Source organism: Halomarina oriensis (genome assembly GCF_009791395.1).
Classification (GTDB): Archaea; Halobacteriota; Halobacteria; order Halobacteriales; family Haloarculaceae; genus Halomarina; species Halomarina oriensis.
Genome location: NZ_WSZK01000001.1, coordinates 149,489 through 176,235 on the forward strand (window position 1 = coordinate 149,489; position 26,747 = coordinate 176,235).

Here is a 26,747-nt window from a genome sequence, read left to right on the forward strand (position 1 = left end):
ACCGCTGTCGACCAACGCGGACGGGAGGAGCGCCGCGGATGACGGTCAGCGATGAGTTCGTCCGTGAGAGCACGTCCCAACTCCGAGACCTGAGCGACGGGCTCATCGCCATCGAACAGGCACCCGGTGACGGGGCGACGCTCGACGAGGCGTTCCGTACCGCACACAGCCTGAAGGGTAACTGTGCGATGGCGGGCCTCACCGAGGCGAGTGCGGTCGCACACGCCGTCGAGGACGTGCTCGGTGCCGTCCGGACCGGCGAGGTCCTCCCCGAACCGGACCTCATCGACGCCGCGCTCGACGGGACCGACAGCATCGAGTCGCTCGTCGAAGCCGCCCGGACCGGCGACACCGAGACCGTCGAGTACGAGGCGTCTATCGAGACGCTCCGCGAGACGCTCGCCGCTCGCCGGGAGGCCGACGCCGACGCCGACCCGGTCGTCCGGACCGACGACTCGGCGGCCGAAGAGGAGCCGGAGGCTCCGCCGGACGACCTCGACGCCGACGTGCTCGACGCGCTCGACACCGCCGCTGAGTACGACGACCTCGACGAACTGCTGGCGGCGATGGACGACGACGAGGGCCTCGACGAGATGCCCGACCTCCCCGAAGCGAAGCAGTTGAACGAGGGGTCGGCGACCGACGAGACTGCGGACGAGACACCGGTCTCGTCCGGCGACGGACCGTTCGCGGCTCCCGACGAGGCGTCGACACCCGAACCGACCGGAGACGCCCCGGCCCCCACCGAGGACGACGCGGACCCGTTCGCGTCGGTGCAGGCGGAGGTGGCCGAGGAGGAGTCGAATCTCGCGGAACTGCAGGCGGAGATCGACGCGGTGTCGTTCGGGGAGTTCGACGAGGACGACGACCTCTCCATCGAGGAACTCGTCGAGGGGGTCGACGACGAAACCGTCGCTGCGAGCGACGAGACCGACGAGAACGGTGGCTTCCGGTTCGGTGAAGACCGGGAGGACGCTTCGGACGCTCCGAATGCCGCCGAGACCGACGCGGACGACGCGTTCGGCGAACCGTTCGGGGCGGACCCCGAGGGGGCCACCCCCGTGGAGGCCGACGCCGGCTTCGACGGGTCCGGCCCGTTCGCGGACGCACCGGCCGACGACGTCGCCGAGGCGACCGCGGCAGGCGGTCAGAGCGAGGACGGGTCCGACGACGGGTTCGACGGCTCCGGTCCGTTCGCGGCTCCCGACGAGGCGTCGACACCCGAACCGACCGGAGACGCCCCGGCCCCCACCGAGGACGACGCGGACCCGTTCGCGTCGGTGCAGGCGGAGGTGGCCGAGGAGGAGTCGAATCTCGCGGAACTGCAGGCGGAGATCGACGCGGTGTCGTTCGGGGAGTTCGACGAGGACGACGACCTCTCCATCGAGGAGCTCATCGAGGCCGACCCGGCCGCCGAGGCGGACGAGGCCGTCCCCGAGACGGGGACGCCCGAGGCGTCGACGACGCCGTCGGTTCCGACCGTCTCGAGCGACCTCACGCCGGCGGTCGTGGCGACCGACGAGCCAGCACCGACGGTTCCGTCGGTCGCTCCGAGGCCGCCCGAACACCCGGCGGACCTCACCCCCGCGGTCGGTGCCGCGAGCGGCGAGGCGGCGGTCCCGGAGCGACCGTCGGTGGCGACCGAGGCCGGTCCCGACGCCACGGACTCGGCCACGGGGGACGCACCGGCCGACTACGCGGCGATGGGCTGGGGGGAGCTCCAGTCACACGCCGCCGACCGGTCGGTGTACCGACCCGGCATGACCCGGACGGGCGTCGAGGCCGCGCTCGCGGCCCTCGACGACGGTGCGGACACGGAGACGGCCATCGCCGCCGGTCGACCCGACGAGTCGGACGAACCGGACGAGTCCGTGTCGGCGTCGACCGACACACCACCGGTTCCCGAGCACCCGGCGGACCTCACGCCCGCAATCGGTGCCGCGAACGGCGAGGTCGACGTGCCCGAGCGTCCCGCCGAGGCGACGGACGCACCCGCGGTGCCGGACGTACCGACGGACCTCACGCCCGCGGTCTCGGCTGCGGAGGGGGCGGTCGACGTGCCGGACCGGCCGGCCGAGGCCACCGCCGACCCGGAGCCGGAACCGGAACTCGACACGGACGTCGAGGACCTGCTGGCCGACACCGGCTTCGACGACCTCGCGGCGGCCGACGACGAGGAGTCGGCGGCGGAACCGGAACTCGACCCCGAGGTCGACGACCTGCTCGACTCCTCGTTCGAGGAGCGCGAGACGGACGTCGAGTTCGCGCGTGACACCGCGACCGAGGCGTTCGAAGACCGGTTCGGACAGCTGTTCGGCGCGGACGAGGCGGCGGTCACGCGGACCGTCACCTCGCTCGCGGAGAGTTCAGCGGCGGACCTGTTCGCGGACCCGGCCGACGAACGGGGCGGGGTCGAGCGTGACCGCGTCCAGTCCATCACCGTCGACGTGGAGAACGCCGAGGCGCTGCTGTCGATGGTCGAGGAGCTGACCGCGACCCGGTTCCGTCTGGAGGGGGCGCTCGAAGACGCCCGCTCCGAGGAGACCGTCGACGCGCTCTCGGGGCTCCAGTCGGTCACCGCGAACCTGCGGAAGACCGTCATGGACCTGCGGCTGATGCCGTTCGAGACGGCGACGCGGGACCTCCAGCGGCTGGTGCGCGACACCGCTCGCGCTCAGGACAAGCAGGTCGCGCTCGACGTGAGCGGCCGCGAGGTCGGTCTCGACCGGTCGGTCATCGACCGACTCAGTGCGCCGCTGGTCCACGTGGTCCGGAACGCCGTCGACCACGGTATCGAGACCCCCGAGAGCCGCGAGGCCATCGGGAAGGACGCACAGGGGACCGTCGAGGTACGCGCCGAGCGTGCCCGCGACGGTGTCGTCATCGAGATCGAGGACGACGGCCGCGGTATCGACGTCGACGCCGTCCGCCAGCGCGTCGTCGACAACGACCTGTTGAGCGCCGAGGAGGCGAGCGAACTCCCCTCCGAGGAGCTCTACCCCTACGTCTTCGAACCCGGCTTCTCGACGGCCGAAGAGGTGACGGACGTGAGCGGTCGTGGCGTCGGAATGGACGTCGTCGACCGCGTCACCGCCGACCTCGGTGGCAGCGTCGAGGTCGAGAGCACGCCCGGCGAGGGGACGACCGTCCGCCTGCGACTGCCCATCACGGTGGCCGTCGCGGAGGTCATGTTCGTCCAGTCGGGCGAGGAGCGCTACGGCATCCCGATGACCGCCATCGAGGAGGTCGACGAACTCGACGCCGTCGCGGGCGACCGGCCGCTGGTCCGTCTCGCGGAGGCGCTCGACACGCCCGGCACCCACGCGGAGACGGGCGTCGCGGTTCGACTGCGACCGGAGACGCGGGACGTGGCACTGCAGTGTGACCGGGTCGTCGAGACCCGAGAGGTCGTCATCCGCCCGTTCGAGGGCGCGCTCGGCGAGGTGCCGGGCGTCAGCGGCGCGACGCTGCTGGGTGACGGAGAGCTGGTGAACATCATCGACGTGGCAACGATATGAGCAAGACGAGCAATCAGAACCGAGGCGCGACGGGTCACCGCATCGACGTGGAGTCGTTGGCGGTGCTCAACCGACTCGGCGACATCGGCATCGGCGGTATCGAACAGCGCCTCCAGCGCTTGAAACAGGACGCGAACGTCACCTCCGAGCAGGTCGCACACGGCTACGCACGGCCGGACCTGCTCGACGTGACGTTCGAGAACAACGAACGCGTCGGCGTGAAGATGAAGCTCCCCGGCGCACCGTTCGGCTTCGCGCTCGTCTGGTTCCCGATGACGAGTGCGAACAACGCCGCACGGCTGATGCTTCAGGACGTGCTCAACGAGGGCCAGACACCCTCGCACAAGATGGCTCGGAGCGCCATCACCGAACTCGGCGGCATGGTCGCCGCCGGCTTCGTCGACGCGTGGGCCGACACGTTCGAGCAGGAGATCGACCTCGGCGCACCGACACCGGTCCAGGCGACCGAGCAGGCACTGGTCGGCAACGTGCTCGAAGAGGGCGAGGACCTGGGGCTGTACGTCTCCTCGGCGGTTCGACTGCCGAGCTACGACATCAGCCTCAACGTCCTGCTGTTCCCGCGCAACGCGGTGTTGCTCCAGATCCTCGACCGCATCGACGTCCAGCGAGTCCGCCGATGATGCTCGACGTGGAGGCGTTGGGCACCTTCTACGAGATGGCCCGCGAGGGGGCGGAACTCGCCGCTGGGCGACTGACGCCGATGACGGACATCCAGACGCGCGTCGGCGTGACGCGCCTGGATTTCACCACCGGTCCCGCCATCCGTGCGGAACTCGACGACGACGTCCGGAAGGTCGGCATCCGCGTCGAACTCACCGGCGGCGTCGAGGGGACCTCGCTGTTGCTGTTCGACGAGGACAGCGCCCGCGAGGTGGCCGCGACGCTCACCGAGGGGATGGACGACGGCCTCACGCAGAGCGCCGTCGCCGAGGTCAGCCAGATCATGAACAGCGGCTTCGTCGACGGCTGGGCGGACGTGCTCCAGACGGAAATCGACGTCACGACGCCGGAGTACGTCGACGGCACCTCGCCCGACGCGTTCCTCGACGAGGAGGACATCACGCCGGCCGACGAACTGGCGCTGGTCTTCCGGAGTCAGATCGAGGCCGTCGGCACGGAGTTCGCGTTCAAACACTACTTCATGCCCGAGCGCGACTCCATCGAGTCGCTGTTCGAGCGCCGGACCGCGGGCTACTCACTGGAGTACGAGAAGCTGGTCGGCTTCGACCGGATGGCCCACCGCGGTGCGGAGACGGTCGCCGAGAACCTGACGAAGATGACGGGTATCGACATGGACGTCGACATCCGGCGCATCAACTTCGTCTCGCTCGACGCCATCCCGGAGGACGTGCCCGCCGAACCGCAGGTCAGCGTGGCGTTCGGCTTCGACGGCCTGCCCTCGGGCTACCTCCTGTTCCTGTTCAGCGAGCGCTCGGCCAACCAGCTCGTGGAGGCGACCGTCGGCGAGTCCGCGAACGACGACGGCCTGAGCGCGATGGGTCAGGACGCGGTCCAGGAGCTGTCGAACATCATGGCGTCGGGGCTGCTCGACGGGTGGGCGAACCTGCTCGATACGACCATCGACCACACGACGCCCACCTTCGCCCACGACATGGGGCCAGCGGTGGTCGACCCGCTCATCGTGGGGCTGTCGGAGGGCCAGGAGTTCGCGTTCGTCTTCGACACCCGGCTGAAGGCCGTCGACACGGAGTTCGACCTCGACATCTACGCGATTCCCAACGAGACTGACCTCGAAGCCGCACTGGAGCGTCTCGACGTGACGGACGTCGAGGCCGTCCCGATGCAGGCGGAGTTCTCGGCCGCGACGGGCGGCCCGAACTCCGACGACCTCCAGGAGATCGGCGACATCGAGGGGGTGGACCTGTGAAGACGTTCACCTCGACGCCCGACGACGCGCCGGGTCCCGAACGGCTGCTCGTCGGCGTCTCGAACTACGTCGTCGGGACGGGCGAGCAGACGCTCGTCGCCTACGGGCTGGGCGCGTGTGTCTCGGTCGTCCTCTACGACGAGTCGGCGGGCGTCGGTGGGGTCACCCACGCGATGCTCCCGAAACAGCCACGGAGCGGCGGGATGCCCGGCAAGTACGTCGACACGTCCATCGAGTCGCTGCTGCGCGACTGCGTCGGCTCGGGGGCCGGCTTCGGCGACGTCGAGGCGACCATCGTCGGCGGGGCGACCATCTTCGAGCTGAAGGACCTCGCGGCCGGTGCGGGCGAGCGGAACGTCGAGGCGGCCCGCGAACAACTCGACGCGCTCGACGTGCCCGTCGTCGCCGAGGCGGTCGGCGGCGAGGCCGGTCGAACGGTCGAACTGGACGTCGCCACCGGGACGGTCACGGTGTCGACGGCGGACGGCGAGACGGAAGTTCTGTAGGGGGCGATGGGGGTGACGGTCGCGTCTCCACCGTCACGAGCGCGAAGGGGGTCTGGGGAACCGACGACGACGGCCCGACCCGTCACGGAACGGACCGGTCCGCCCGCGAGAAGGTGTCAATCGAGGGCACAATCGTTTTCCCCGTTCCTTGGTAACTACGTTCAACCAGCGCGCCGTCGGCGCGCGTGGACCAATACATGGCAGACAAACCGCACCAGAACCTGGCCGTCATCGGCCACGTCGACCACGGGAAGAGCACGCTCGTCGGGCGACTCCTGTTCGAGACGGGCAACGTCCCCGAGCACGTCATCGAACAGTACCGCGAGGAGGCCGAGGAGAAGGGGAAAGGCGGGTTCGAGTTCGCCTACGTCATGGACAACCTCGCCGAGGAGCGCGAGCGCGGGGTCACCATCGACATCGCCCACCAGCGCTTCGACACCGACGAGTACTACTTCACCATCGTCGACACGCCGGGCCACCGCGACTTCGTGAAGAACATGATTACGGGGGCGAGCCAGGCCGACCACGCGGTGCTGGTCGTCGCCGCCGACGACGGCGTCGCCCCCCAGACCCGCGAGCACGTCTTCCTCGCCCGCACCCTGGGCATCGGCGAACTCATCGTCGCCATCAACAAGATGGACCTCGTCGACTACAGCGAGGACACCTACAAGGAGGTCAGAGACGACGTCCAGAAACTGCTCCAGCAGGTCCGCTTCCGTTCGGAGGACGCGAGTTTCATCCCGTGTTCGGCGTTCGAGGGCGACAACATCGCCGAGCGCACGGGCAACATGAACTGGTACGACGGCCCCATCATCTTGGAGGCGCTCAACGACCTGCCCGAGCCACAACCGCCGACGGACGCACCGCTCCGCCTGCCGATTCAGGACGTCTACACCATCTCGGGTATCGGGACGGTTCCCGTGGGGCGGGTCGAGACGGGGATGCTCGAAATCGGTGACGACGTCTCGTTCCAGCCCTCGGACGTCTCGGGGGAGGTCAAGACCATCGAGATGCACCACGAGGAGGTGCCAGAAGCCGGCCCCGGTGACAACGTCGGGTTCAACGTCCGCGGCATCGGCAAGGACGACATCCGCCGCGGTGACGTCTGCGGTCCCGCAGACGACCCGCCCAGCGTGGCCGAGACGTTCCAGGCCCAGATCGTCGTGATGCAACACCCCAGCGTCATCACCGCGGGGTACACCCCCGTCATCCACGCCCACACCGCGCAGGTGGCCTGCACGTTCGAGTCCCTCGATCAGAAGATAGACCCCGCCTCGGGCGAGGTCGACGAGGAGAACCCGGATTTCATCCAGTCCGGCGACGCCGCTATCGTGACCCTGCGCCCGCAGAAGCCGCTCAGCATCGAGCCGTCGGGCGACATCGCCGAACTGGGAAGTTTCGCCATCCGCGACATGGGCCAGACCATCGCCGCCGGCAAGGTCCTGAGCGTCGAGGGACGCTGAGGAGCCTCCACCTCCTCGAGTCGAACGTCGGTCGAGAGCGCCGTCGCTCTCTCGACCGAGGGTGACGACGTTGCCTCCGCCGGGTGTTCTTGCCCGCGTCGCGGGGGCAAGCGAGGTGGCTTCGTCCGGTTCGCGTCTCTCGAGAACCGGACGTCGAGGAGATGCTGGAGGAGATGCACAACGAGGTCGACTGACAGCCGTCGGCCGTCGTGACCTCAGAGGACGCGCCGCGAGAGCAACAGGACGCCGACGACGAGCAGTCCGATACCCCAGTACAGCGAGTCGTAGGGGAGCCAGAGGAGGAGGAGCGTGACGATGCCGGAGGTGAGTAGCGACCAGCCGAGCGTGTCGGTGAGTCCAGCCATAGGAGAGTGCTGGAGCGCCCGACAGGTGAGTCTGTGGCCTGCCGATGCGTCAGCGACGCGGGGCAGACGACGGGCGGGCGGTCGTGGACGAACGGTTCGTGGCGTTCTCGGTCGCATCGAGCGTGACGCTCAGCGTGTAGCTTCCTGGGCCGAACGTCCCGGTCTCGTAGTCCACCAGTCGCTGCTCGCTGGCGGTCGCTCGGTCGAACCCACGGTCCGGCGTCTCGTAGACGGCCCACGTGAGTTCGAGTTCACAGCCGTCTGCGACGGTGAACTGAACCCTCACGCTGCCGCTCGACGCCCCGGAGGTCGACCGGACCGTGACACACCTGTCGACGTCGGCGGCGAGTTCGTCGGGACGCATCGTCTTCTCTTTCTGATAGTGGCCGTCGACGGTGGCGGCGTGGAAGTACTGGACGAGCCGCGACTGGTCGTTGTAGAACCGGTCGCTGTCGGGCGGCCCGAACCGCTCGATGACGGGACCGGAGACGAAGTCGAACTGGTAGTACGTGGCGTTCGGTTCCGGTTCGGGCTCAGGCTCCGGTTCAGGCTCCGGTTCCGGTTCAGGCTCCGGCTCCGGTTCAGGCGGTCGGTCGTCGCCGCCCAAGAAGGGGTCGAAGCGGACGTTCGAGACGCCGGGGGTGTCTCCCTCCGAGACGCTGTCACCGCCACCATCGGCGAGTGCTCCCGTCACGGGGTCGGCGAACGGCGCGTCGGGGTCGTCGGGCACACTCGACGGACCGTCGGCCGCCCCCCAGAAGTTCTCGCGTGCGTCGACCGGGGTCGGACCGTCGTTGCGCAGTCCGACGTCGTTCCCCTCGAAGACGTTGTCACGGACGAGGAGGGCCTCGTTCGTACCGAACTCCGAGACGAGGATGCCCACGCGGTTGTCCGCGATGCGGTTGTCGAGGACCCGGACGTCCCCGAACCCCTCGACGGCGACGAGTTCGATGCCGACGTCGTTGTCGCTGACGTCGTTGCCGCTGATGGTCCCGACGGAGCCGAGATACTCGATACCGGTCGCCGCGCCACGGACGACGTTGTCGACGACGTCGACGCCCGCGCTCCCTTCGACGACGTTGATACCCTCGTTCCCGTCGGTGAAGATGGTGTTCCGGGCGACGAGTACGTCGCTGGTCGTCCCGCTGGTGCTGGAGATGGAGACGGCCCGACTCGTGACGCCGGACCCGATGTCGAACTCGTTGTCGACGATGCGTGCCCCCTGCACGCGTTCGTTCAGGTAGACCCCCTGAGTCCCGTCGAACGTGTTGTTCTCGACGACGATGTCCACGCCCTGTTCGCCGAACAGGATTCCCGACCCACCGAGTCGGCTGTCGTGGACGAGGACGTCCCGGAAGAACAGCGCGTCGATGCCGTCCGCGAGGTCGCTGTCGGTGACGGTGAGTCCGAACAGCGAGTCGGCGACGAGTTCGTCGGCCGTCACGTCGCGGAGCGTGAGTCCCTCGTAGACCGTCGAGGTGTCCTCACCGACGAGCACGGAGCCGTCGACGACGAAGCCGTTCCCGTCGACGGTGACGTTGTCGGCGAGTATCCGGAGACAGGGGTCGTTCCCGTCCGCCGGTCCGACGTCGTTCCCGAGACGGTACTCTCCCGGTTCGGTGACGACGGTACACTCGGTGAGCGTCGTCACGTCGCCCTGCACGGTGGGCGAGGCGTTCGATCCGGCACCGACGGTGCCGACGAGGCCACCGGTGACGACGACGACGGCGACGAGACAGACGAGCAGCGCGCTTCGCGTGGGCATAGTTCACACGCACCACGTTCGTCGGTTTGGTTATTCACCGACGGTTGGAACGAAATCCTCTCCTACCCGTGAGTGTCGGGGAACTGACCCGTTGACCGCTCAACACCGCCAGTCGCGGTCGGTGTGGTTGAGTCGTTCACACCCGTCGGCGGTGACGACGACGAGGTCCTCGATGCGGACGCCGAACTCGTCGGGCAGGTAGACGCCGGGTTCGACGGAGAACACCATCCCCGGTTCGAGTTCGCGGTCGTTGCCCGCGACGATGTACGGTTCCTCGTGGACGTCGAGGCCGACGCCGTGGCCGGTGCGGTGGACGAACTGCTCGCCGTAGCCCGCGTCCGCGACGACTTCGCGGGCCGCGGCGTCGACGGCCTCGCAGGTGACGCCGGGTTCGACGGCGTCGACGGCCGCCTGCTGTGCCTCCCGGACCACCTCGTGGACCGTCTCGAACTCGGCCGGTGGGTCGCCCGCGAACACGAGCGTCCGGGTCTGGTCGCTCGGATACTGGTCGACGACCGTCCCGAAGTCCAGCACGACCGGGTCGCCCGCTTCGATGGTCCGGTCGCCGTGGGTGTGGTGTGGCATCGCACCGTTCGGTCCCGACCCGGCGATGACCGCGAAGGAGACGCCCGACCCGCCCGCCGCGTCGAGTTCGCGTTCGATACGGCGCGCGAGGTCCGTCTCGGTCCACCCGACGACCTCCTCGCCGAGCGCACGAACGGCCGTGAGAGCCTCGTCGGCGGCCTCGCCCGCTCGTCGGAGAGCGTCGAGTTCGGCGTCGTCCTTCCGGGTCCGGAGCGGCCCGAGCACCTCGCTCGCCAGGCCCATCTCGGCGTCGTGGACCGCCGCGAGGTCCTGGGTGAACCGGGCGTGCATCGTGTCGTCGACGAGTACGCGATCCCCGAGGCCGAGGTCGGCCACGACCGTCGAGAGCGCCTCGCGGGGGTCCTCGTCGTCGTCCCACGTCCGGACGTCTTCGACCCACGACGTCTCGCGAACCTGCTCGCCGTAGAGCGCCGGAACGAGGAACGTCGGGTCGCCGGTCTGCGGGACGAACAGGAGGAGGTGGCGCTCGCCGGGGTGTTCGTCGAACCCGCTCAGGTAGTAGAGGTTGTGGCTCGGGAAGCAGACGAGGTCGGCGTCGGCCTCGCGGAGTCGGTCCTGGGCCGCTCGCGTCCGTCGCTCGAAGACACTCGACATGCCGGTGGGTCGTCGCGTGGCGGATTAAACGGTCCGACTCCGCCGCAGTCGGGCGGCGTGTCCCCTGATTTACCGGGTATATTCTCTGGGATGTCACTTTCACCCATGGCACTCTATGTGTGTATCCAGTGGCTTTATATGCGTCTTGTCCTGCTGGTGGAATATGTCTCAGGGGACCGGACAGCTTCCACCGAGTGTGGCCGTCATCGAACAGGTGGCTGCGAGAGAGGACACCGACCCGATGCGGCTCGAACCGCCACTGAACGACGTCGTCGACCCGGACGCACTCGACGCGCTCTGTAAGGGGGCGTCGATGAACGGCTTCGTCGTCTTCTCGTACTGTGGCTACACGGTCACCGTCGACGCCGACGGCGTCGTCACCGTCGAGGAGAAACCGTTCGACGCCACGGCGACACGACAGTCCGCGCCGACGGCCGTCTCCGAGTAACCCGTTCGACACTGTTCTGCGGAAACGCCGGAGCCGACAGCGTGCGGTGCGGCGCGGAGGTGCGCCGCGCGGGGGGAGGGCCGAACCGTCGTTCGGTCAGGGGGGTCGCGGCGTCCACACGGTGACCGAACGTGGTTCGGCTCCGCGGCCGCCGCGCGGCGTGTGAGTCGCCTCACACGGACCGGTGATGCCTTCACGCCATCACCGGAGGTCGGTTGCCGGGAGACGCGGGCCGCCCCGCCGACACCGACGGCCGCCTCGTGGCGGGGCACCCGGCTGCCGGGCACCGTGTGAACGGTCTCCGTGTCGTGTATTCAGTACTGTGTCGTGAGTACACTGACTGTAGATAGTATCGATACAATCCATACTATCTGTTCTCACGACACCCATCCCGGTCGGTGGCGGTGGCGTGTCGAATCAGAGTTTGTGGCGGAACGCGCGGAGGGCGTCGCGGCCCGTCTCGGTGAGCGTCACCTGCTTGCGCCGGCCGACGCGTTCGACGTCGATGTAGCCGTCCTCGACCAGCGGGTCGACGACGTTGGCGTTCAACAGCGCGAACTTCGCCTTGTCGTTGGCCGGTTGGTTCTCGGCGATGTACGAGAGGCCCTCGGCCTCGGCGTACTCGATGAGGTGTTTCTTCTTCGCCGTCCGGTGGGCGGAGTTGGTCTCCTCGAGGTAGGCCATCGTCGCCACCTGGTCGCGGGTCGGTGATTCGATGGGGTAGGCGGGGAGCACCTCGTCGCCCGCGTAGCCGTAGCTCTGTCGTTCGCCCCGGTCGGCGTGGGCGTAGCCCTCGGGGTGGACGTAGTAGGGCGTCGCGTCCGTGCACATGCAGGCGATGGTCGCACCGACCGCCGACAGCTTCGACCCGCTGGAGACGTTGACCCGGACGATGTCGTCGGGGTGGTCGGCGGCCAGCGTCGTCACCGCACCGAGGACGTCGTAGATGTCCATGAGGTCTGCTGTGTGAGTCCGAACCGTACACTCCTCGTCGAGTTCGGCCTTCAGTTCCTCGTGGTAGTCGGCGCGTTCGTCGGCCGGGCCGTCGTGTTCGAGGAGATAGACCACGTCCACGCCGTACGCGCGAACCGGCCCGACGATACGGTCGTACTCGTAGCCCAGCGGAGCGATGTGGACCTCGTTGATGACGTGCACGGGGGGTCGTTCGACTCCACTCGCTTAGCGGTTTGCACCGACGGGTGTGGCGACCGGACGACGAGAGTGACAGTCCGACCGCACGCTCGTCGGGGTTCATCGGCCTCGCGTCCCTCCCGTCGAGCATGTGGGAGTTCGACGGTCCGGACCCCGGTGTGTGGGAGCGGGCGTCGGTGCCCGTCTCCGAAACGCTCTACGACGTCTGTGACAGCGCGAACGGTCCCGTCGTCGTCGGGAGCGACGGCGTCGTCCTCGGCCGCAACCGCGAGCAGTGGGGCGTCGTCCTCGAAGACGGCCCGGCCGCCCGTGGGCGGACGCTCCACACCGTCGCCGCCACTGCCGACGGCCGGCGCGTCTGGTTCGCCGGTGCGGACGGCGCACTCGGGTCGGTCGACCTGGCGACCGGCGACCGAAACGACTGCTCCCGACCACAGGATGCCGAGGGGACGTTCGACGCCCTCTGTGTCGCGGGCGCACGCGGCGAGGAGAAACTGCTGGTCGCCGACGGGTCGGGCAACGTCCACGCCGGCGTCGTCACCGACGACGAGGTGGACTGGGACCGGCCGACGACGCCGAGCGGTGGCACCGCCGTCGCCGCCCTCGCCGCGGACGGACCGTTCGGCTACGGCGTCGACGGCGACGGCGACGTCTGGCGGACCACCGCCGACGGCTGGGAGCGCATCGGTATCGACGACACCGACGGCACGCTGACCAGCGTCGCCGCCCGCGCCGACCGCCTGCTGGTCGGTGGGTCGGACGGCCGGGTCTACGCCCACGACGACGAGGGTTGGGTGCCGTTCGACCTCGGCGGAGCGACCGTCCGGTCGGTCGACTTCCGTGGTCCCGAGTCGCTCGCCGGTGGGGACAGCGCCCTGCTCTCGGTGGGCCGGGACGGCGACTGGGCGAGCGTCGAGGTGGGCGGCGACGCCGCCGTCCGTGGCGTCGCGCTCACCGAACCGGCGGTGGCGGTGGGGTCGGGTGGCGTCCTCCTCGAACGGACGTCGAGCGGGCCGAAAGGCCCGGACTAACAATACCCGGTGGGCGTGTTCGCCCGGTGATGACCGGGTCGCGGCAGTCTCGCCGAGCACGTAGCGCACCGCGCAGTCACGACGGCCGAGACGCCTCACGCCGCCCGGTTCCTCACACCGTCCCCACCTCGCGGGCGGGTCTGGTCGGATGAGCGTCTCGCGCTCCTCGCTCCGGTTGTTCGCCGCGCGAGTGGGGACGACGGCGCTGTCGTTCCTCGCGTTAGCCTACTTCGCACGGGTGTTGGGGAGCGGCCAGTTGGGGGTCTTCTTCCTGTTCCAGGCCGCGCTGGCGATGCTCGTGATGCTCTCGGACGTCGGCATCTCGACGGCCATCGAGAAACGTATGAGCGCGGGCGGCGGCCCCAGCGTCTTCTGGACGGGGGCGTCCGTCGTCGGCGGCGTCGCCGGCGTCCTCTCGGCCGTCGTCGTCGGTTTCCGGGGCGTCGTCTCGGGGTATCTCGGTGCGGACCTCGCGCTGTTGCTCGCGCTCGCCCTCCTGTTGACGACGGCTCAGTTGGTACTCAACGCGGGGCTTCGAGGCACGTTGCGGACCGGAGAGACCGGGGACCTGATGGTGCTCAAACTCGGTCTCCAGTGGGGTCTCGCCGCCGTCCTCGTCTGGAGCGGGATGGACGTGTTCGCACTCGTCGTCGGCTTCCTCGTCGGTGTCACGGCGTCGAACTGCTGGGCGGCGGTGAAGCTCCGGCCGTCCCCGGCGACGCCCACCGAGGCGGACGCCCGCTCGTTGCTCGGCTACGCGAAGTACAACGCCATCCCCAGCGTCGGCCGGGAGGTCCACAGCTGGATGGACGTGCTCGTCGTCGGCCTCCTGCTCACCGCGGCGGACGTGGCCGCCTACGAGATCGCGTGGCGCGTCGCCAGCGTGACGACGCTGCTCGCGGGGGCCATCGGCGTCGCCATCATGCCACAGACGAGCGCGTGGGACGCCGACGGCGGCAGCGAACGTATCGGACGGCTGGTGAGTGCGGCGTTCCTCCCCGCGCTCGTCTTCGTCCTCCCGGCGGTCGCCGGGGCGGTCGTGGTCGGCGAGGACCTCCTTCGCATCGCGTTCGGCCCGGAGTTCACGACCGCCAGTCTCGTCCTCGTCGTCCTCGTCGCGGGGAAGGCCTCCGAGGCGATCCAGTTGGTCGTCGGCCGGACGCTCCTCGGCCTCGATCGGCCCGACCTGGTCGCGCGTGCGACGGCCCTCTCGCTCGGGCTGAACCTCGTGTTGAACGTCACGCTCGTCCTCGCGTTCGGACTGGTCGGCGCGGCCGTCGCCACGACGCTCTCGTTCGCCCTCGGGACGGCGCTCCGGATGCGGTATCTCGGGCGGTTCGTCCCGCTGTCGGTTCCGCTCGCCGACCTCGCGTGGTGTGTGGGTGCGTCGCTGGTGATGGGTGGTGTCCTCGTCGCGCTCGGTCGCTCGGTGGCGCTCGACTCCGCGGTCGCACTGCTGGGCTACCTTCTCTCGGGAGCGCTCGTCTACGGCGTGGTCCTCCTGGTGAAACCGAGCCTCCGCGAGACGCTCGTGGGCTACGCCGAGACGGTACTGCCCGAGACGGTGTTTCGCGCGTGACCGGTCACACGGTGGGTCCGACCGTCGGCGGCGAGGAAGCGGACCGCCGTCGAACCGGTCGGAAGTGTCGTGTGCTACTCGTCCGACGGGGACGCCGCGTCGCCGTCGTGGTCCTCCCCGCGACCCTCGAACTGGTCGCCGTCCTCGCTCGTCCCGGCCTGTCGTGGTTCCTGTCGGGGGCGTTCGAGGACGGTCGCGTCCGCGCCGACGGCCACGTCGGGGTCGCCGAGCGCCACGTCGAACAGGTCCTCCTCGGTCGGGGCGTGGACGGCCTCCCAGCGGTCGCCCTCGACGCGCTCGTAGATTTCGCCGCCGTTGCCGAGCACGACGAGTTCGTCCTCGTGGGCGCTGAACGCCCGGAGCGAGGCGGTGTCGGTGACGCCGATGGGCGTCCAGTTCCTGTAGGAGTCGTCGTAGCGGTAGATACGCCCGTCGCCCGCCGCGACGTAGACCCGGCCCTGCTCGCCCGCGTAGATGTCGTAGAACGTCACCTGCGCGTCCCGGATGCCGATGCGCTCCCAGCCGTCCTTGGCCGTCGTCTCGAACACGTTCCCGCTGGTGTCGACGGCGTAGCCGATACCCTCCGGGGACGCGCCGAGTGCGGCCATCGTCGAGCCAGCGCCCGAGGGTTTGTCGGCGACGCCCCAGTCGGCGTCGAAGCCGTCCATCGTGAACGGGAGCACCTCCCCGGAGCCGTTCGAGACGAGCGCCTTCTCGCTTCCGCGGGGCCCGGCGACGGTGATGGCCTCCCACGTGGAGGTCATCCCCTCGGGCATCGAGTAGTCGAACTTCCGGCGACTCGTCACGTCGTAACAGCCCAGCGCACCCGAGGACCCGGAGAACCAGACGCGTTCGCCGTCGTCGGTGACGGCGAGCGCCCGTAGCTGGTTGTCCCGCGTGTGTGGTCCGCTCTCGAAGACCACCGCCCAGCCCTCGCCGCGGTCGGCGAGCATCGTCCCGCCGTCACCGATGGCGAACGGCCCCGCCGAGGTGCTCACCACGGCGAACAGCGTCTTCTCGAACGGCACGTCGTCGACGACACGCCACTCCGGTTCGTCTGACTCCGCTCCGAGTTCCCACATGGCCTGCGGTACGCCGAGCGCGGCCATCAATGTCGGAGAACGGACCGTTCGATGGACTGTCTCGCGGGGGACTCTCCGCGTACCGAGGGTGAGACATATGAGGGTGGCAACCCGAGGTCCGGTATGACCGACGAGACGGCGAGGAGGCCCGACGCGCCGTCCTGGCTCGACGTGATGGAGGACGTGCTCGACGAGAGCATCGAGGGCGAAGACGAGATATCGGCGTCGCTCTCCGAGTTCGCGGTGGACGTCCCGACGTCGCTGGGCGAGGAGTCGACCCACTACCGGTGGGAGTTCGACGGTGCCGTCACCGTCCGGACCAAGGGCGTTCGCGCGACGCTCGCCGAGTGGCTTCGCTACTGGGACGGCCGGGACGACTGAACGAGCGACCGCTCGCGGTCGGGTGGCGCGAGGCAGGTTTGGGCACCGGCCGTTGGCGGCGACCGGTGCCGAGGATCCTATCACAAGGGAATGACAGACGGTAGCGACGGATCCGTTCACTCCTATACGGGGGCTAATAATGTGGTCTTGTATTGTGGCAACTGTTGACACATCCACGGCTCTGTGACTGTTCGCGGCCGGTGGACTCTCCGCCCGGCCGAACGCGTTCGGTCGCGTCGCTCGCGGCTCGGTGACGTCGAAGGAGTGTCGAGGAGTTCCGTCCGGTCGGCCCGCCGTGTCGGCGGGACTACGCGAACAGCGGGGGTACCGGGAGACCGACCGAGGAGTCGCTCTCCTCGGTCGTGGTCTCCTCCTCGGTGGTCGTCTCGTCGCCGCCGGTCGCCGAGTCGTCCATCGTCGTCGCTTCGGGGTCGTCGACGGCGAGGAACACCTCGAACGGCGTGTCCGCGGGTGCGTCTTCCGTCACGTAGCCCGCGGCGAACGCGGTGTACGGCGTGTCGGCTTCGACGTTCACGCTGACCGTCGTCACGACCGTCTCGGTGTCGTTGGCCGGAACGATTTCGAGCGTGTAGGTGCCGGCGGGCACGTCGACGTACTCGGTCGCGGTGCCGAACGTCACGTTCTCGGCGAGCGTGGTGTCGGTCCCGGCGACCTGGACGGCCACGGGGCCGGCGTCGGGCGAGGCGTGGACGACACGGACCGACGCGTTACCGGAGACGTTCGTCCCGGCGTCCGTCGCGTTGGTGCCGTTCTCGGTGGCCGTGCCGTTCTCGGTGGTCGTCTCGTCGCCCACCGTCGCCTCCATCGGGCCGTCCTGCAGGACGAGCACGCTGAACGGTTCGGTGGCGTTCTCGCCGACCTCACCGAGGGCGGTCACGGTGTAGTTCTGCGCTTCGACGGTCAGGTTCTCCGCGAAGACGACGTTGCTCTGGTTGCCCGCCTCGGTGATGGAGACGTTGTACTCGCCGGGGGCGACTTCGGTGTACTCCGAGACGTTGCCGAACGTCACGTTGGTGAGGAACGTCTCGTCGTTGACGTAGACGTCGACGGCGGGTGCGTCGGGCGACATGTGCGCGACACGGACGTTCGCCGTGCCGGTGTCGTTCGTCGTCCCGTTGCCGGCCGTCTCGTTACCGGCGTCGGTCGTCTCATCGTCGGTTCCCGCGTCGGTGGTCGTCTCGCCGTCGGTGGTCTCGGTGCCGGTGTCGACGCCACCGTCGGTCGTCTCCGTGCCGTCGAGGCCGTCGTCGGTTCCTGTCGTGTTGTTCGAGGGGCCCGCGCCACCACAGCCAGCTATCGTGACCATCAGGGCGACGAGCGCGACGAAGGCGATGCGGCGTGAGCGCCCGCCTGGCAGCAGGCGAGCGAGTGTATCAGCTACCATACGGTCGGCTCAGACGCCAGTTCAGGAGATAACCCCCGAAGGTCGTCCCACTCTCCCACCGCGTCGAACGTCGACGTTTGCACGCAGCAACAGTCGCCGCTACTCAGCAAGCCGACATTTACGTCGCGGCCGAACGGCCCCGGCCGGTCCGGCCGCCGTGCCGCACCGTCGGGTAGCGTCGACCCCCGCGTCCTGTCGGTCTTCGGGGCGTTCGGTGGCCAGTAACCACTCACCACCCCGGAATCACGACCGTCGGCCTCCGTCGTCGACGACGACCCCTCGCCGGTCGGCGGTCGTGTCGACCGTCCGTGACGACCCGGGTCGGGTGTACGTCCACGCGCCGTGTGGCAGACTCACACGCGTACTCGCACGCGGGTCGGACTGTCCCCCGTGACGTCCTGTCCTCGTCCGTGTCTCTCTCGGTGAGCGAGCGGTGGCGGTTCGTCACCGTCACCGTGACGCGTGACAACAGTTACCCACCCTGGGGCCGTCGCCCCGCTATGACAGTCGCACGTGACCTCGTCGTCCGGGCCAGCGCCCACGACACGCTCGACTCCATCGCCGAGCAGGCGCGACTGGCCGAAGAACTGGGGTTCGACCGGGTCTCGGCCGGTGAGACCACCGGCCGCGACATGGTGACGACGTTCGCCGTCGTCGGCGAGCGAACCGAGCGCATCGGCATCTCGACGGACGTCCTCTCGCCGTTCGGTCGCGCCCCGACCGCCCTCGCCCAGACCGCACTGACGATGCACGAGGCGACCGGCGGCCGATTCCGTCTGGGACTCGGGACGAGTTCGCCCGCCATCGCCGAACGCTGGCACGGCGCGGCGTTCGACCGCCCGCTCCGCCGCCTGCGCGAGACCATCGACATCGTCCACGAGGTGTACGAGGGCGGACGCGTCAGCTACGACGGGGACGTGTTCGACATCGGCGGTCTCGCCTACGACCGGCCGGTACCCGACGACCCGCCGCCCATCGACGTCGCCGCCCTCGGCCCGAAGGCGGTCGAACTCGCGGGCCGGTTCGCCGACGGCTGGGTGCCACAGCTGTTCACTCCCGACGGCCTCGCCGACCGCCTCGGGGACCTCGACCGTGGCGCGGGTCTCGGCGACCGCTCGACCGACGAGGTGCGCGTGGCCCCGCTGATTCGATGCTGTGCCAGCGTCGAGGACCCGGCGGGTGCACGCGAGGCGACCCGCTCGACGGTCGCGTTCCTCGTCGGCGCGTACGGCCCGTTCTACGGCCAGTCGGTCGCCGAACAGGGCTACTCCGACGTGGTCGACGAGGTCCGTGCGGCGTGGGACGACCGGGACACCGCGGCGATGGCCGCCGCGCTCCCCGACGACCTGCTGGACGAACTGGCCGCCTGTGGAACGCCCGAGACGGTCCGCGAGCGCCTCGACACGTTCGCGACCGTCGACGGCGTGGACGCCGTCCGCGTCGGCTTCGTCGAGGGGATGGACCGCGAGGACGAACGCGAGACGCTGGAAGCGGTCGTCGGCTGAGGCTCGCTACCGCTCCGTCGCCCGTCGACTGCGCCGCCGAACGGCCAGGACGTCGAACACGACGACCGCGAGTCCGACCCCGAGGACGCCGGTGATGGCGTCGCCGACCAGTTCCCCGAGGGCGACGAGATACGGCACGACGTGACGGTTCGCGCCGACCTCGATTCGCGGGCCGTCCGTCTCAGTCGTCGACGAGCGTCTCCAGGAGCTTTCGCTGGGCGGCCCGGAGGTGTTCGTGGAACGTCGGTGCGGAGATGTCGAGGGAGTCCGCCACCTCCTCGCCGGTCGACCCGCGGGGCCACTCGAAGAACCCGGCGAGGTGGGCGGCCTTGAGCGCGCGCCACTGCTGGTCGGTGAGACGACTGCGGAACGACTCCCAGATCTCTTGTTGTGAGGTGAACTCCCGTTCGGTCTCGCGCTGAGCGAGCAGCGTGGCCGACCCGTAGGCCGTCGCCAGCGAGTCGACGACGGTGTGACGGTCGGCGTCGCGTGGGAACTCCGCGGTGACGCGGTAGCCGGTCGAGTCGGCCTGTAGCGCGGTCGCTCGGCCGCCGAGCGCCCCGATAGTCTGGACGACGTGCTGGTCGAACCGAAGCTCGAACAGCGACTCGCCGCCGTGGTCGCCGACGTGGCGAATCCGCTCGACGTCGTCGACCCCGTCGGCCGCCTCGACGAGTGTCTCGGGGTCGTCGACCGACGCCGAGTAGTACTCCAGATACGACCCGTCGGTCGCCGAGACGATACCGCGGAACTCGAACGAGCAGTTCGCCGCCGTCGCAAGCCCGCGAAGCGGAGCGTCGGGGGCGTCGATACCGAACTCGAACTGTGTGACGCGGTCGGTGAGCAGTGCCCGCCTGCTGTCGGCGGCGTTGATAGCGTGACCGATGGTCTCACCGAGTTCACACAGCACGGCGACCTCCTCCTCGTCGCCGAACGCCTCGGGGTCGTCCGCGTAGACGGTCAACACACCGTAGGTCGTCGCCTCGTAGACGATGGGGATCGCGATCGCGGCGGTGACGTCGACGTCGCTGGCGGCGTCGTGCCACTCGTCTTCGCCCTCGTGGACGGACCGAACGACCGTCCGCTCGCCCGTCTCGACCGTCCGGGTGGTCGGTCCACCCTCCTCGTCGGGAAGCGTCCCGACGACTCCGGCGGTCGCACGCGAGACGACCGTCCGGGTCGTCGCTCGGTCGTTGCCGATCCACGCCCCGACGTACCGGTCGACGTCGACGAGGCGCTCACACACCGCCTGCTCGATCTCCTCGCGGGTCGACGCCTGGACGAGCGACTGGTCGATACTACGGATGACGACGTTCAGTCGGTCGAGGGTCCGCAGCGCGTCTCGCTGCTCGCGCAACTCCACGGAGAGCGCCCGTGACTGGAGCAGGTTCTCCAGTCGTGCCTTGAGTTCGGCCTGCTTGATGGGGGCGGTGATGAGTTCGTCGACACGGTCACGGACGACGGCGTCGATTCGTCTCCAGAGGTCCGGCCCCATCCGGTCGCGTTCGCGTTTGGAGACGACGAACAGGTACGGAAGCATGACGGGCCGCTCCCGTCGCTTGCGCTCCATCAGCGCGTCCTCGTGACGACCGAGCATCGTCCGGTCGACCAGACAGCAGTCGAACTCGTCGTCGAGTGCCGAGGCGTCGTCGCCTTCGACGACGTCGTACTGGGTCGCCAGCCACTCCGCGAGGAGCCGTTGGTTCCGTCCGGACTCCGTGAGCAGGAGGATACGACTCACCGCGTCGTCCCCCGCGGGTCCGACACGGGCCGGGGACGACCCACGCCCCGACCGGGACGTGCCGTCGTCACGGCCAGTCGGTCCCGTGGTCGTCTCCAGCGTGGTGCTGTCTCGGGGGCCCTCGCTTCCCCGCCCGGTCGTCGTCGTCCCCGAACACGTTTCGGGTCTTCTCGCGTGCCCGCTCGCGTGAGCGACTCCCGACGCCGGGGTCGGCGTTCTCGTACGTCGGGTTGCCGGTCAGGATGCCCGTGAGTCCGTCGAGCGGTTCGCCGATCTCGACGCCGTACTCCGTGATACGGAACTGCCTGACGTTGCGCTCGAAGTCGCTCGTTCGCTTCTTGAGCACGCCGATGACCTTCCGCATGCGGGAGTTCATCTCGATGTGCTGGATGAACACGATGCTGTCCGAGAGGTACGACAGGCCGGCCTGGGTCAACTGGAACTCACCGACGACGGTCGGAATCTCGTTCATCAGGATGACGGTGACGCCCATGTTCTTCAGGTAGCGACAGACCGAGTGGAGTTCGCGGGCGAGTTCCTCGTCCGCGTCACGCAACGCCTGCTTGTACCCCTCGACACCGTCGATCATGACGATGCTCGTGTCGTTGGCCTCGACCTCCTCCCGGACCATGTGGGCGAACTCCGTCGCCGACAGGCGCAGGGCTTCGACCTCCTCGATGGCGAGGGTCCCTTTCTCCATCATCGTCTCGACGGGCATGTTGATGGACTCACAGCGGTGGACGAGCGTGTTCTTCGCCTCCTCGAACGAGTAGACGACCGAACGCTCGCCCCGCCCGGCGGCCTCCTTCATGAACTGGACGCCCGTCGTCGTCTTCCCGACACCGGGCGACCCGGTGACGATGGTCACCGTCCCGCGTTCGATGCCGCCGTTGAGCAGTTTGTCGAGTTCGGGGACGCCCGACGGGAGCGTCTCGTTGGGGAACGCCTTCTGGTGGTGTCGCGGGAGGAGTCGGGGGTAGACCTCGATTCCACCCTCGCGGATGCGAAGCGCGTGCTCGCCGTCGAGCGTTCCCGACCCACGGAACTTCGGGACCGTCACCGTCCGGCCCTTCTCGGTACGGTCGAGTTCGACGACGCCGTCACACATGAACTGGAGGTCGTCGTCGGGTGTGGTGGCCGTCGCCTGGGAGGTGAACAGCACCGTCGCGCCCTGCTCTTTGAGGAACTGCATGAACGAGAGCACCTCCTTGCGGAACTGGTACTCGTCGGGGGAGAGCTGTCTGAGCTGACTGATGGGGTCGACGAAGATACGGTCGGGGGCGAGCGTCTCGACGCGCTCGGTGATTCGGTCGGTGAGTTCGCCCCCCTCGACCTCGTCCGACGCGAAGATGTCGTAGCTCATGTCCGCGGCGAAGAACTCCGAGTCCGGACTCAGGTCCAGAAACGCGACGTCCTCCAGGTCGATGCCGAGCGACGCGGCGTTCTGTCGGATCTCGCGTTCGGGTTCCTCCATGTTGACGTACAGAACGTCCTCGCCGGCGTCGACACCGGCGACGAGGAACTCCAGTCCGAGGATGCTCTTGCCGGCCCCCGGCTGTCCGCGAATCATGTACGTTCTGTCGGCGACCAGCCCGCCGTCGAGTACCTCGTCGAGTCCGCCGACACCGGTCGAGACCCGGTCGAGTGCCTCCTTCATATCTCCACGAATCTTCGACTGGAATATAGGTGTTCCGTCACGGCTCCATCCTGTCGTCCGCCACCGGTCCCGTTTCCGACTGCTCTTCTCGGTCGCCTCTCGACGTGACCGGTGATGGGTGTCTCCGGACCTCTGACAGCCGCTGACCGGTTTCCCGCACCGCCGCCCAAACTGTTTAGGCCGAGGTGCTATCACCGAACGCGTGAATGGCGTACTGGGAACGAAGAATGTCATCGCAGATTGCCGCCTCGTCGGTCTTCGCCGAATCGAGCACGCCGTCGTCGGAACTCGTCGGTCGCGTCCTCAGCGACGCCCGTCGCCGTGCCCTGCTCCGTGTACTGGACGGGCGGACCCACGTCCTCGAACTCGACCGGGTCGCGGAACTGGTCGTCGCCGAGGAACTGGACGGCGACTGGTCGCGGTTCGACGAGGAGCGCTTCGACTGCGTCCTCGTCTCGCTGTACCGCGAGCACCTGCCGCTGCTCGACGAGGCGGGGTTCGTCGACCTCGACCGGACCGAGAACGGGGTCTTCGTCCACCCCGACGCCGACCTGCTCGACCGAGTGCTCTGAACCGGGCGTCCAGTTCTCGGGCCGTCGACGACCGCCGAGCGACCGCCGTCTCGCGGTTCGAGGCGTCGGCTCACACACGTTCGCCGACCGCAACCTTCAGACGGGAGGCCACCGTATCTCCCCCAATGGGTACGTATCGCGGGGGAAGAGCGCGCGGCCGACGGGTCGGGGGGAAGCGGGGGAGACACGACCCGACACGAGCACGTTCCGGGACCGACCGCCGTCGACCGCTCCGTGTATAGATGGAGGTGAGTCTCCTCCGGAGCGTCGTCGACCGGCCGTTGGCGGTCAGACTGCGACGGTTCGTCCTCGTGGGGGCCGTCGCCGCGGGTATCCAGACCGTCCTCCTCGCGGCGTTCGTCGCGCTCGGTCTCAACTACCTCGTCGGCGCGACCGTCGCTATCGAGATTACCATCGTCTTCCAGTACTTCCTGAACAACGCTTGGACGTTCGGCGAACGGAGCAACGACAGTCGCCGTGCCTTCCTCCGAGGCCTCGTGACGACGAACGTCGTCCGCGGGAGCGCGATTCCGCTCCAGTTGGGCGTCCTCTACGCCCTCGTGGAGTGGGTCGGTCCGCTCTCACCCCTCGCCGAGTGGGCCGGTCCGCTGTGGGTGCTCGTCGCCAACGGCGTCGCCATCCTCGTCAGCGGCGTCTACCGCTACGTGCTCGACTCGCGGTTCACGTGGGGGGCCTGAGCGGCGGGTCGCCCCTCGTCTCGCCGACCGGGCCTCCGACACGCTCGCTGCTCGACCACGCACACGCCGTGGCAAGCGGTATCCCCACCCACCGACTCCCGGAGGCATGCAACTCGGGGTGGAGATGGAGTTCTGGGTGGTCGACGAGAACGGAGCCCTCTGTGCCGGTCACGACCTGATCGAGCACCACGACCTCGCGGTGCCGGAGTTCGTCGAGTCGCTCGTCGAGGTGGTCACGCCACCGCGCGGGTCGCCGGCGGGTATCGCCGAGAGCCTCGTCGACGTCCTCGACACGCTGCTCACGCACGCCCGCGAGACCGACCGACACCTCGTGCCGCTCGGGACGCCGTTGACCGTCTGTGATTCGCCGGTCGCTTCCGACCGGGGCGACCTGCTCGAACGCATCTACGGCGACGGCCTCGCGGTGGCGAGGAACTGCGCGGGCACGCACGTCCACTTCGAGCAGGGCAACGTCGCCCGGCAGTTGAACCTGCTGACGGCGCTCGACCCGGCGCTCGCGCTCGTCGCCTCTTCGCCGTTCTACGAGGGTGAGCGACTGGCGAACTCCTCGCGGGCGTACGCCTATCGCTATCGCGCGGGCCACGAGTTCGGCGAGTACCGTGACCTCTGGGCGTACACCGACGACCCCGAGGAGTGGGAGCGCCGTCTCCAGTGGTGCTACGAGGACCTGCGGACGATGGCGAGCAACCGCGGCGTGAGCGCCGAGGAGTTCGCCGCCCACTTCGACCCCGAGGACGTGGTGACGACGCCCGTCCGACTGCGCCGCGAGACGCCGACCGTCGAGTGGCGCTCGCCCGATACGACCCTGCCGAGTCACGTCGTCGCCCTGCTGGAGGACCTCGCACCGCTGGTCGCCAGGACCGCCGACCTGCCCGTCACGGTCGGTGCCCCCGGCGTCACGAACGACGAGATTCGGGTCCCCGAGTACGCGGAACTCCAGCAACTCAGTTCGACGGCCATCGAACGCGGTCTGGACTCGCCGTTCGTCTGGAAGTACCTCGAAGCGTTCGACGTCGACACGACCCGCTACCACCCGCTCTCGGGGCAGTTCTACGCCGGCGACACCATCGCCGCCGACCGGGCACGCCGGGTCAGACTGGAGGCCGCTCGACTGCTCGAACGCGACGTGGACGCGCTCCACACCGCCCTCGACCGGCGGGCAGCATTCGACTCGGCGTGACTCACTCCCTCCCGGTAGTGTCGGCCGGCTCCCGTGTGACGGCGACGGTGGTCGCCGTCACCTCCTGGTCCGTCGGCAGTCCTCCTCGTGGAGCGTGAGGACCGTCACCGTTCGAATTCCTCCAGAGCTGTGAACGAATCGACCGTACGCTTTCGACAGCGGGTTCGACGGCCTATCGAAGGACATATACCTGACTGAACGATTAGTCAGTACGTCGGAGCGGCGGAACGTCGACGACGGCCACTCCCCGACACGGTTCAAGCACGGTTTCGCTCCCTCGGCCGTCGACCGACCCCTGAGACTCCGCCGCCCCGACACGGCCCATCCTCCCCACGATACCCGCCGAGACCCTCGTCTCCTCTCGTCGTCTCAGTTCACGAGAGCCGTCGCGGAAGGTTTATACTGAACGAACGTTCAGTCAGTACATGAACGACTCACGGACGACCGGGCGGCCGTGGCTGGCGGCGGCCCTCAGTCCCGCGGTGACCGGCCTTGGCCACCTCTACCTCCGCCGGTGGGTTCGTGCGGCGCTGTGGTTCGCCGTCGTCGCGGCGACGACGGTGGTCGTCCCACAGACTGCGGTGGACGCTGCTGCCGCCGGCGAACGCGTCGACGTCGTCGCGCTGGCACCGCTCCTGCTCGCCACGGCGACCTGTGCGCTCGACGCGTCCGTCGTCGCGGCCCGCGACACCCGGCGTGCGCGGGACCCGTCCGTCGACACCGACCGCTGCCCGCACTGTGGCGGCGAACTGCGCACCGACCTCGAGTTCTGTCACTGGTGTTCGACCGACGTCGACGCGGCGCGGTCCGTCGAGGGGGGTGAGTCGCGGTGAACGCCGAACCCGCCGACGACGCGCCCAGTACCGAGGAGCGCATCATGGATGCGACGTTCCGAGCGATGCTCGAACACGGCTACAACGACCTCTCGATCGCCGACATCGCCGACGAGTTCGAGATGAGCAAGTCCTCGCTCTACTACCACTACGACTCGAAGGACGACCTGCTGGTGTCGTTTCTCTCGTTCGCCAGCGACCGCTTCGAGGAGGACGTGCTGACCGCCCCGACGGGCGACCCGATGACCGACCTCGAACACGTCGTCGAGAAACTCCTCCCGCTGGAACTCGACGAAGAACGACGGGCCATCCAGACGGTGATGAGCGAACTCCGGTCGCAGGCGGTGACGAACGCCGCGTTCCGCGAGCAGTTCACCGACATCGACGACCTGCTGGTCGCCCACCTCCGTGTCGTCGTCGAACGCGGCATCGAAGACGGGTCGTTCCGGGAGGTGGACTCGACGCGGGTCGCGGAACACGTCGTCGCGACGCTCAACGGGGCACGGGTCGCCCGCGCGACGACCAACCGGACGGGTGCGCCGGCGGCGGTCCGCGTCTCGCTCGCCTCCTACCTCGATACGGTCCTGCGGGGGCGGCGGTGAGCGGGCGCGACGTCGACGTCACCGACGGCGCGTTGCTGAAACCGCTGGTCGTCCTCGCGCTTCCCATCGTCCTCGCCCAACTGCTCCAGGTGGGGTACAACCTCGCGGACACGTTCTGGGTCGGCCGCCTCGGC

General features: G+C 68.9%; 24 protein-coding genes. 15 read left to right on the forward strand and 9 right to left on the reverse strand.

Annotated elements, in window-relative coordinates; translation table 11 throughout:
* Positions 1-38 precede the first annotated feature (38 nt).
* From GQS65_RS00815 to tuf, 5 genes are all read left to right on the forward strand, one after another.
* Positions 39-3,518: an ATP-binding protein gene (locus tag GQS65_RS00815; protein ID WP_158202766.1), complete on the forward strand. Its 3,480-nt coding sequence runs from the start codon at positions 39-41 to the stop codon at positions 3,516-3,518.
* Positions 3,515-4,159, forward strand: coding sequence for a chemotaxis protein CheC (locus GQS65_RS00820; RefSeq protein ID WP_158202767.1), 645 nt, complete (start codon positions 3,515-3,517; stop codon positions 4,157-4,159). The genes GQS65_RS00815 and GQS65_RS00820 overlap by 4 nt, the downstream gene beginning before the upstream one ends.
* Positions 4,156-5,427, forward strand: coding sequence for a chemotaxis protein CheC (locus GQS65_RS00825; RefSeq protein ID WP_158202768.1), 1,272 nt, complete (start codon positions 4,156-4,158; stop codon positions 5,425-5,427). Before GQS65_RS00820 ends, GQS65_RS00825 begins: the two co-directional genes overlap by 4 nt.
* Positions 5,424-5,933 carry a chemotaxis protein CheD gene (locus GQS65_RS21520; RefSeq protein WP_199268372.1) on the forward strand — a complete coding sequence of 170 codons (510 nt, stop codon included), beginning with the start codon at positions 5,424-5,426 and terminating at the stop codon, positions 5,931-5,933. Before GQS65_RS00825 ends, GQS65_RS21520 begins: the two co-directional genes overlap by 4 nt.
* Before the next feature lie 197 nt (positions 5,934-6,130).
* Positions 6,131-7,396, forward strand: coding sequence for a translation elongation factor EF-1 subunit alpha (gene tuf, locus GQS65_RS00835; protein ID WP_158202769.1), 1,266 nt, complete (start codon positions 6,131-6,133; stop codon positions 7,394-7,396).
* A gap of 215 nt (positions 7,397-7,611) precedes the next feature.
* On the opposite strand, the gene GQS65_RS21290 is transcribed toward tuf, so the two are convergent.
* From GQS65_RS21290 to GQS65_RS00845, 3 genes are all read right to left on the reverse strand, one after another.
* Positions 7,612-7,761: a hypothetical protein gene (locus GQS65_RS21290; RefSeq protein ID WP_199268373.1), complete on the reverse strand. Its 150-nt coding sequence runs from the start codon at positions 7,759-7,761 to the stop codon at positions 7,612-7,614.
* A 49-nt stretch (positions 7,762-7,810) separates the two neighbouring features.
* The gene (locus GQS65_RS21295) at positions 7,811-9,526 is read right to left on the reverse strand and encodes a NosD domain-containing protein (RefSeq protein WP_199268374.1); all 1,716 of its coding nucleotides are present in this window, start codon (positions 9,524-9,526) and stop codon (positions 7,811-7,813) included.
* A gap of 99 nt (positions 9,527-9,625) precedes the next feature.
* Positions 9,626-10,726, reverse strand: coding sequence for a M24 family metallopeptidase (locus tag GQS65_RS00845; RefSeq protein ID WP_158202770.1), 1,101 nt, complete (start codon positions 10,724-10,726; stop codon positions 9,626-9,628).
* Between the two features lie 163 nt (positions 10,727-10,889).
* On the opposite strand from GQS65_RS00845, the gene GQS65_RS00850 reads away from it, so the two are divergent.
* Positions 10,890-11,174, forward strand: coding sequence for a HalOD1 output domain-containing protein (locus GQS65_RS00850; RefSeq protein WP_158202771.1), 285 nt, complete (start codon positions 10,890-10,892; stop codon positions 11,172-11,174).
* A gap of 417 nt (positions 11,175-11,591) precedes the next feature.
* On the opposite strand, the gene GQS65_RS00855 is transcribed toward GQS65_RS00850, so the two are convergent.
* Positions 11,592-12,329 (reverse strand): HFX_2341 family transcriptional regulator domain-containing protein, encoded by a 738-nt coding sequence (locus GQS65_RS00855; RefSeq protein WP_368279741.1) that lies wholly within the window; start codon positions 12,327-12,329, stop codon positions 11,592-11,594.
* Between the two features lie 125 nt (positions 12,330-12,454).
* Between GQS65_RS00855 and GQS65_RS00860 the strand changes: the two genes are divergently transcribed.
* Positions 12,455-13,357 carry a hypothetical protein gene (locus GQS65_RS00860; RefSeq protein WP_158202772.1) on the forward strand — a complete coding sequence of 301 codons (903 nt, stop codon included), beginning with the start codon at positions 12,455-12,457 and terminating at the stop codon, positions 13,355-13,357.
* Between the two features lie 148 nt (positions 13,358-13,505).
* Positions 13,506-14,936 (forward strand): oligosaccharide flippase family protein, encoded by a 1,431-nt coding sequence (locus tag GQS65_RS00865; protein ID WP_158202773.1) that lies wholly within the window; start codon positions 13,506-13,508, stop codon positions 14,934-14,936.
* A gap of 74 nt (positions 14,937-15,010) precedes the next feature.
* Here the strand turns inward: GQS65_RS00865 and GQS65_RS00870 are convergent, their stop codons facing one another.
* Positions 15,011-16,018 carry a WD40/YVTN/BNR-like repeat-containing protein gene (locus tag GQS65_RS00870; protein WP_158202774.1) on the reverse strand — a complete coding sequence of 336 codons (1,008 nt, stop codon included), beginning with the start codon at positions 16,016-16,018 and terminating at the stop codon, positions 15,011-15,013.
* Between the two features lie 123 nt (positions 16,019-16,141).
* On the opposite strand from GQS65_RS00870, the gene GQS65_RS00875 reads away from it, so the two are divergent.
* A complete protein-coding gene (locus GQS65_RS00875; protein WP_158202775.1) occupies positions 16,142-16,399 on the forward strand; it encodes a hypothetical protein in 258 nt (85 codons plus the stop codon).
* Positions 16,400-16,706: 307 nt separating this feature from the next.
* Here the strand turns inward: GQS65_RS00875 and GQS65_RS00880 are convergent, their stop codons facing one another.
* Positions 16,707-17,804, reverse strand: a complete 1,098-nt coding sequence (locus tag GQS65_RS00880; protein ID WP_158202776.1) for a DUF4397 domain-containing protein — start codon at positions 17,802-17,804, stop codon at positions 16,707-16,709.
* Between the two features lie 500 nt (positions 17,805-18,304).
* Between GQS65_RS00880 and GQS65_RS00885 the strand changes: the two genes are divergently transcribed.
* Entirely contained in the window at positions 18,305-19,309 is a 1,005-nt protein-coding gene (locus GQS65_RS00885) for a TIGR04024 family LLM class F420-dependent oxidoreductase (RefSeq protein WP_158202777.1), read from the forward strand.
* A gap of 6 nt (positions 19,310-19,315) precedes the next feature.
* Here GQS65_RS00885 and GQS65_RS21810 read toward each other — a convergent pair whose 3' ends face one another.
* The 3 genes from GQS65_RS21810 to GQS65_RS00895 form a co-directional block, all read right to left on the reverse strand.
* Positions 19,316-19,447, reverse strand: a complete 132-nt coding sequence (locus tag GQS65_RS21810; RefSeq protein WP_267902862.1) for a hypothetical protein — start codon at positions 19,445-19,447, stop codon at positions 19,316-19,318.
* A gap of 43 nt (positions 19,448-19,490) precedes the next feature.
* Entirely contained in the window at positions 19,491-21,050 is a 1,560-nt protein-coding gene (locus GQS65_RS00890) for a bacterio-opsin activator domain-containing protein (RefSeq protein ID WP_158202778.1), read from the reverse strand.
* A gap of 67 nt (positions 21,051-21,117) precedes the next feature.
* Positions 21,118-22,707 (reverse strand): ATPase domain-containing protein, encoded by a 1,590-nt coding sequence (locus GQS65_RS00895; RefSeq protein ID WP_158202779.1) that lies wholly within the window; start codon positions 22,705-22,707, stop codon positions 21,118-21,120.
* 227 nt (positions 22,708-22,934) lie between these two features.
* Here GQS65_RS00895 and GQS65_RS00900 point away from each other — a divergent pair, with 227 nt between their 5' ends.
* The 5 genes from GQS65_RS00900 (at position 22,935) to GQS65_RS00920 (ending at position 26,613) form a co-directional block, all read left to right on the forward strand.
* The gene (locus GQS65_RS00900; protein ID WP_158202780.1) at positions 22,935-23,279 is read left to right on the forward strand and encodes a DUF7344 domain-containing protein; all 345 of its coding nucleotides are present in this window, start codon (positions 22,935-22,937) and stop codon (positions 23,277-23,279) included.
* A 242-nt stretch (positions 23,280-23,521) separates the two neighbouring features.
* A complete protein-coding gene (locus GQS65_RS00905) occupies positions 23,522-23,977 on the forward strand; it encodes a GtrA family protein (protein WP_158202781.1) in 456 nt (151 codons plus the stop codon).
* A gap of 106 nt (positions 23,978-24,083) precedes the next feature.
* Positions 24,084-25,178 (forward strand): glutamate-cysteine ligase family protein, encoded by a 1,095-nt coding sequence (locus GQS65_RS00910; protein ID WP_158202782.1) that lies wholly within the window; start codon positions 24,084-24,086, stop codon positions 25,176-25,178.
* A gap of 425 nt (positions 25,179-25,603) precedes the next feature.
* Positions 25,604-26,011 carry a DUF7575 domain-containing protein gene (locus GQS65_RS00915; RefSeq protein WP_158202783.1) on the forward strand — a complete coding sequence of 136 codons (408 nt, stop codon included), beginning with the start codon at positions 25,604-25,606 and terminating at the stop codon, positions 26,009-26,011.
* Positions 26,008-26,613 (forward strand): TetR/AcrR family transcriptional regulator, encoded by a 606-nt coding sequence (locus GQS65_RS00920; RefSeq protein WP_394351419.1) that lies wholly within the window; start codon positions 26,008-26,010, stop codon positions 26,611-26,613. Before GQS65_RS00915 ends, GQS65_RS00920 begins: the two co-directional genes overlap by 4 nt.
* Positions 26,614-26,747: the final 134 nt, after the last annotated feature.